This window comes from Actinophytocola sp. (assembly GCF_036002505.1).
GTDB lineage: Bacteria > Actinomycetota > Actinomycetes > Mycobacteriales > Pseudonocardiaceae > DASYTH01.
Map to the genome: position 1 here is coordinate 1 of NZ_DASYTH010000267.1, position 6,718 is coordinate 6,718.

The window sequence follows — 6,718 nt, forward strand, 5'->3', positions numbered from 1 at the left end:
CCTACTTGGTGCCGCCAGCACCGCGATCGGCGCCACGATGAACGGCTGCACCACATCCCGGCAGTCCAGGAAACAACCACGGGCCGCCGCCAGCCAGTCCTCCTTCAACCGAGGCACCGTGTTGCTGGCCTACTTCTCCCGAGCGGGCGAGAACTACTACAACGGCGGCCGCAGACGCGTCACCGTCGGCAACACCCAGGTCGTCGCCGAGATGATCAGCCGGCTCATCGGCTGCGACGTGCACCGCATCGCGGCCGCCGTCCCCTATCCCGACGACTACGACCCCACGGTGCAACGCAACGTCCGGGAACAGGACGCCGACGCCCGGCCGGCCATCGCCAACCCGCTGACCTCGATCGAACGCTACGACACCGTGCTACTGGGCAGCCCGATCTGGAACATCCGAGCACCGATGATCATGTCGACCTTCACCGAGAGCCTCAACTTCACCGGCAAGACGATCCACCCGCTCACCACGTACGCGATGAGCGGCCTAGGCACCACCGAACGCGACTACGCCGCATCGTGTCCGGGAGCGACCTTCGGGGAAGGTCTCGCCGTCCGCGGGGAAGAAGCCGCCGAGGCCGGCCCGGCCGTCGAGTCGTGGCTACGCCGCATCGGCCTGCTCACCTAGTGACGGGTCCAAGTCCGTCGGCGACCACTTACCGCAACTCTCAAGGACGACACCGACATCGTCACCGAGCGCGGCGACGGCGTCGCCCGGATCAAGGACCTCACCGACGGGCTCGGCGCGCAAAGCGTCGTCGAGGCGGTCGGCACCCAGGAGTCGATGATGCAGGCCATCCGCGCCACTCGGCCCGGTGGCCACGTCGGCTACGTCGGCGTCGCCCACGACGTACAGCTGCCCGGGGAAGAGCTGTTCTTCTCCCACGTGCACCGGCACGGCGGCCCCGCCCCGGTGCGCCGCTTCCTGCCCCGAGCTGATGGATCTGATCTGGCACCGCCGCATCGATCCGGGCAAGGTCTTCGACCTCGAGCTGCCGCTCGACCAGACCGCCGCCGGCTACCAGGCCATGGACGCCCGGCAGGCGATCAAGGTCCTTCTCCGTCCCTGACCGCAGCTACTCATTCGCACAGCAGGAGCCACTACAGGTCATCGTCCGACGAGAACGGCGGTCTGGCCCGGCAAGGTCGCGTTCGTGACCGGCGGCCCAGCGGCATCGGCCGCGCCACTGCACTGGCGTTCGCGGGTCACGGTGCCACCGTGGTGGTCGCCGACATCGACTCCTGGAGCAGCCAGGACACAGCCCGGATGATCGAGGACCTCGGCCGCGGCCGAGCCATCGCCGTGGGCTGCGCTCACCCCGACCGGAGAAATCGGAGGGGACATGATCAGGCCCAGCTCCAGACAACCCGGGTCGTCGCCGTCGGGCTCACTGCCTGCCGGGACCGAGGGCAGCAGCCCGTTAGCGGGCGGTGTAGCCACCGTCCACGGGGAGGGCGACGCCGACGACGAAGCCGGCGCCAGGGCTGCACAGCCACAGGACGGATGCGGCGACCTCCTCGCCCTGGCCGAGGCGGCCGATCGGGGTCGCAGCGGCTGCTTCGGCCGGGTCGAGTTCGCCCTTGGCGATCATGTCGGCGACCATCGGGGTCTCGATGGTGCCCGGGCAGACAGCGTTGATGCGGATACCGCGGGGCGCGTACTCCAGAGCCGCGCTGGTCGTCAGCCCGATCACACCATGCTTCGACGCATGATAGGCGGCCCGGCCCGGAAGTCCGACGAGACCGCCCAGGGAGGAGCAGTTGACGATCGCGCCGCTGCCCTGGCCACGCATCTGGCCCAGCTCATGTTTCATGCACGCCCACACCCCGCGCAGGTTGATTGCATTGACCCGGTCGAAAACCTCGGCCGATTCGTCCGCGGCATCGCTGGGTGGAACCTGAATGCCGGCGTTGTTGAACGCCATGTCGAGCCGGCCAAAGCTGTCGACGGTCGCCTTCACCATGGCTGCCACGCTGTCCTCGTCGGACACATCACAGCCAACACCGAGGACCCGGTGGCCAGCGGCTGTCAACTCGTCTGTGGCCGTACCCAGCGTGGTCTCGTTGATGTCGGCAATGACGACCGCGGCGCCGGCTTCGGCGAACGCGCGTGCGGTGGCAAGGCCCATGCCGGAGCTCCCGCCCGTCACGAGTGCTACCTGTCCAGCGAAGTCGTAGGTCGGGTTCACGAGCCTTGACTCTCCTTCTGCCGATGGTGTCGGCGTTCCTGAATGGCCGTTCCCCGCACGTCGAACCGGCGCCGAGCTGGAGATCACGGCTGGATCGGGCTGCACAATGCTGCGATCGTCACCGCCACCCCGGGCGATCAGCCGCGTTCGATCCTGACCCGGAAGTTGTCGTCCTGGTGCTCGATCAGCTCCATCGTGGTGTCGAATCGGCCGAGGCGGACGATGCCATTCCAGTAGCCGACGTCGCCGTAGTAGAAACCAGGTCGCCCGAGGGCGCGTAGTAGCCGATATCGCCGAAGTCTGGGTCGGCTCCTGCTGGTACGCCGTCCGTAGACAGCCGCCGGGGAAGTGTCGCAACCTTCTCGACGTGGTTGAAGTCTTTGAAGGCCAAGGTAAGCGGCAGTTGGGCGGCGAGGTCGCGTGCGGTCGCGTTGTCGGCCAGTCGTGCGGTGAACACCGTGTCGGCGATGGTGATCTTGATCGGCGTCTCGTCCACGTCGACGACGTTACGACGGATCCTGCCTGGTTGGGATGCCCTCTCAGTACACCCACCAACCGAGGCTTCTCCCGCTCGGGGGCCACGATCTCCCGGAAGACATGAACGTGATGGTGCGACTCCACTCCCCGTACAGGGAGGTGCAGTACTGGTAGCGGGGTCGCTAGCCGCGCTGCGGCTAGCCCGGTCACAGCTGGCCTCAAGCTGAGCCATCGACCCTGGCAGGGACCTCGCCACCGACGATGCCACCCGCACGGAACGGCGCCACGAGACGCACCGTACGCCGACGAGCAAGGTGCGGCGGAAGGAAGCACATGGCACGCATCTTCATCACCGGTTCCGCCGGCGGGCTGGGTCGGGCAGCCGCTCAGACCCTGCTCGGCGCCGGGCACGAGGTAATCGTCAGCCGGTCGACTACCTCGGCGTCGTTGGCGAAGGTTCCCAGCCGCGGGAACCCGCTTCGAGACGTCAGGTGGTGGCGTCCTTGAGGTACCGGCCAGGGGTCAGGCCTACGATGCGTTTGAAGTGTCGGGTGAGGTGCGCCTGGTCGTAGAAGCCCGCCTCCGCGGCGACCAGGGTGATCGGCAGCCCCGCTCTCAGGAGGGACTTGGCGCGCCGCACCCGGACCTGCGTCTGGTAGGCATGGGGCGTCATTCCCACCGCCTCCCGGAACACACGGCACAGGTGGAAGGCGCTGAGGCCGGCGAACCGGGCCAGGGCTTCCAGAGTGACGTTGTCGGCTGCATGCTCCTGCAGGTACTCCCTGCTGAGGCGGACCCCCCTGCGTTCCAGGCCCGGCGGTCTGGGCGCATGCGGAGGTACCGCGTGGCGGCCGACCAGCAGGACGAGGGCCTCGGCGAGATACACCTCCCGTTCGAGCGTGCTTGATTCGGGTGGCTCCGAGAGCCGGTGGAAGCGGCGGAGACGCGCCGCGACCTCCCGGTCCCGCACGACATCCCCGCCGAACTCGGGCATCGTCGGCCTGTCTCCGGGGAACTCCGCCATGATCTCGCGCATGAGGTCCGGGCGGGGGTAGAGAGCCCGATACGTCCAGGAAACCTCTGCCGGGGGACCGCCAGCGTGAGCCTCCTCCGGGTTGAGCACGACCAGGTCGCCGGGGCGGATCACGTGGGTGTCTCCCCGGTATCTGGGCGTGGCGAGGCCTTCCTCAGTGAGGGCGATGAAGAACTCCTCGTGCGCGTGCGGGCGGAAGGCGAACTCACTGAGGGTGGCCCTCAGCAGCTCCAAGCCGCCGAGGTCTTCTGTCCGCCACATCCGAGCGTCATCGGCCTCCTGCGGCTTCGATGGGCCGGAGGCTCTCGCCACGGGATCAGCCTAGCCCGAAGCAATCTCGTACAAGACTCGAGCTCCGGCTCCACCTAGGGTCCCCCAGAGAACCACCACAGATTTCTTTGAAGGACCGCCCTTTCGCGCTGGAGGCGGACGACGATCATGGGTAACGTCCTCGACTACGCGCCGATCGCCGCCGCGGCGTTTGCGATCCCGCAGTTCCTGCCCCAGATCCTCAAACTACGGGCCACGGACGACACCGCCGGCGTCTCCTGGTCTTGGGCGACGCTCACAAGCGTGAACAACGCTGCCTGGCTCGCCTACTTCGCGCTCTCGGGGTACTGGACGGCACTTGTGCCGGCCTCCTCCGCGACGCTCCTCTCCGGCGCGCTCGCGACGATGCTCGCCCAGCGCGGACAGGCGAAGGCGCGGCCGACGGTCCTGATTAGCAGTTGGGTCGCCCTCCTCACCGCGGGATTCACCGTCGCCGGCCGTACCGGCCTGGGAACGCTACTCACGGCAGCCTTCATCCTCCAAGTCACGCCGTCGATCTGGACCGCGTACCGAACAGATCACCCCACGGGAGTCTCACGCGGAACCTGGATGCTCATCCTGGGTGAGCTGTCCTGCTGGACGATCTTCGGCGTCCACAAGTCCGACCCACGCCTGATCACTCTCGGCTTCACGGGAGTCACCGCAAGCGTTCTCATGCTTACCCGGACCCGCCGCACGAGCGGAAACGAACGATCAAGCCTGCCAATCTGATCCGGACTCGCCTGCCACGGCCAGGCGGAGCGGAGCGTGCGCGCCTCGGGTGGCGACTTGAGCCCTTCGGGCGGCCGCGTGCCACCCGCGTTCCACTCCGAGCGGCGAACGGATCAGAGGGCCATACGGGGGTGGGCCGCGAAGTATCGCGAAGCTGTACAAGAGTTTGCACAGGCAGCCGGCGGCCGGGGCCCGGCCAAGATCGCGTTCAGCTGGTCGTGTGGACGGTGACCACGCCCGTGGTCCCGTCAACGGTGACGAGCTGTCCGGTGCGTAGCCGCCGGGTGGCGTCGCCGGCTCCGACAACCGCGGGTATCCCGTATTCGCGGGCCACCAGGGAGGCGTGCGCGGCCAGGGTGCCGCCGTCGGTGACCACGGCGGCGGCCCGCGCGAACAGTGGTGTCCACGCCGGCGCGGTTGCCTTGGCGACGAGCACGTCACCGGCGGCGAACGCGGCGAAGTCGTCCGGGCCGTGCACGACGTGGACCGGTCCGGTGGCGCGTCCCGCGGACGCGGGGTGCCCGACGAGCGCGCCGTCGGGAACCGGGTTGGCGCCGCGGGCCTGTTGGACGGCGCGGTCGATGACATCGCCGATCAGCCGCGCCGGTCGGCCGAGGGTTAACGGCGCGGTCAGCCGACGCTGCCGCTGCCACCGCTCGCGTCGCTGGCCAGCCTCCACGATCTGGCTGCCCTCGCCGGCGAGTGCGGCGCTCAGCTCATCGCGGGTGCAGAAGTGGACGTCGTCCGGCGCTTCGATGGCGCCGATGTCGGCCAGGTGTTCGCCCAGGCGGCGCGCACAGGTCCGCAGCACGGGCCAGGCGAGGGTGAAGTCGCGGGCCTGCTCCTCGCGGATGACCGCGTACCGCTTGTTGACCTCTAGCAGCCGGTCGAACTGGGCCCGCAGCCGCGGCCGGTCGGCCAGCGCCTGTCGGCAGCGGCGCTCCGCGTCGATCCGCTGCTCGGCGAGCTCGCCCTGACGCTGGGCAACCACGTCGTCGGGGCCGCCGATGGCGGGGAGTTCGCCGGCGACCGGGTGATACCAGTCGACGCTTTGCACCGCATGCGCACCAGCCACCGGCGTGGCCAGGCCCCGCAGCAGCAGCTGGGTTCCACCATCGCGGTCGGGCAGCACGCTGCCGAGGTGCTGGCGGGTGAAGCGGGTCAGGCGGGCTTCCATCTTCCACGCCGACCCGCCGACAATGGCCAGGTACCACAGCCAGATCCCCGCTTCCGCGCCAAGCATGCCGACCAGCTCGCCGAGGCGTTGCGGGGTGGCCGTGTCCGCCTCGGCGGCCGCGCTGGCGACGAGCTGCCGGTAGCGGGGCGCCTGGTTGTCACGCCAGTGGCGGTCCAGATCGGACAGGACCGCTCGGTCGGCTGCGGCCGGGTCGCGACTGACCCGGATCAGCGCGTTGTACAAGATCTTCACCCTGCCGTGCCGGAGCACCCGGGCGAGGAGTTTCAGCGAAGGGATCGGGGTGGCGTTGTAGTACCAGCCGTTGACCAAGGCGTACCGGAACGGCACCCGCACCCCGACGGTGGCCTGCATGCCGTCCAGGTAGCCGTCCTCCAGCACTGGCAGCAACCAGGTGGCGAACAGTGGGGTGACCGCCTCGGGCAGCCATTCGCCGAGCCGGAAGTTGCGCATCCACAACCCCGGCCCGGGCGCCTTCCAAAACACCTGTTCCGGTACGGCGGTCATCGGCCGCGCCTGCAGCAGCCACAGCTTCCCGGCCCGATCGATGGCCCACTCGATGTCGTACGGGCCGTCGCCGTAATGGACGGCAGCCCGTCGGGCCAGCCGCGCCACCTCCCGTGCTTGAGTCCGCGTCAGCACGGCACCGTCCGGGCCGGCGCGGGTCGCCGCCGCTTCCCGGCCGGTGACCGTCCACTCCTCGCCGGCGGTCTCGCCGGACACCAGCGGCTCGCCCAGCCCGGCCACCGCCGTCACCACCGTCCGGGTCGGGTCACC

General features: G+C 69.2%; 6 protein-coding genes and 2 pseudogenes. 4 read left to right on the forward strand and 4 right to left on the reverse strand.

Going from position 1 to position 6,718, the window contains the following annotated elements; genetic code table 11:
- Positions 1–37: 37 nt before the first annotated feature.
- From VGR06_RS23615 to VGR06_RS23625, 3 genes and pseudogenes are all read left to right on the forward strand, one after another.
- Entirely contained in the window at positions 38–634 is a 597-nt protein-coding gene (locus VGR06_RS23615) for a flavodoxin (protein WP_414637319.1), read from the forward strand.
- A gap of 90 nt (positions 635–724) precedes the next feature.
- Positions 725–832, forward strand: a pseudogene (locus VGR06_RS23620) (IMP dehydrogenase); the annotation flags it as partial.
- A 112-nt stretch (positions 833–944) separates the two neighbouring features.
- A complete protein-coding gene (locus VGR06_RS23625) occupies positions 945–1,076 on the forward strand; it encodes a hypothetical protein (RefSeq protein ID WP_327561296.1) in 132 nt (43 codons plus the stop codon).
- Positions 1,077–1,427: 351 nt separating this feature from the next.
- Here VGR06_RS23625 and VGR06_RS23630 read toward each other — a convergent pair whose 3' ends face one another.
- From VGR06_RS23630 to VGR06_RS23640, 3 genes and pseudogenes are all read right to left on the reverse strand, one after another.
- Positions 1,428–2,195: a glucose 1-dehydrogenase gene (locus VGR06_RS23630; protein WP_327561297.1), complete on the reverse strand. Its 768-nt coding sequence runs from the start codon at positions 2,193–2,195 to the stop codon at positions 1,428–1,430.
- A 137-nt stretch (positions 2,196–2,332) separates the two neighbouring features.
- Positions 2,333–2,904, reverse strand: a pseudogene (locus VGR06_RS43995) (cyclophilin-like fold protein).
- Between the two features lie 255 nt (positions 2,905–3,159).
- A complete protein-coding gene (locus VGR06_RS23640; protein ID WP_327561299.1) occupies positions 3,160–3,966 on the reverse strand; it encodes an AraC family transcriptional regulator in 807 nt (268 codons plus the stop codon).
- A gap of 177 nt (positions 3,967–4,143) precedes the next feature.
- Between VGR06_RS23640 and VGR06_RS23645 the strand changes: the two genes are divergently transcribed.
- Positions 4,144–4,746 carry a hypothetical protein gene (locus VGR06_RS23645; RefSeq protein ID WP_327561300.1) on the forward strand — a complete coding sequence of 201 codons (603 nt, stop codon included), beginning with the start codon at positions 4,144–4,146 and terminating at the stop codon, positions 4,744–4,746.
- A 208-nt stretch (positions 4,747–4,954) separates the two neighbouring features.
- On the opposite strand, the gene VGR06_RS23650 is transcribed toward VGR06_RS23645, so the two are convergent.
- The coding region (locus tag VGR06_RS23650; protein WP_327561301.1) for a PEP-utilizing enzyme at positions 4,955–6,718 on the reverse strand (1,764 nt) is incomplete at its 5' end.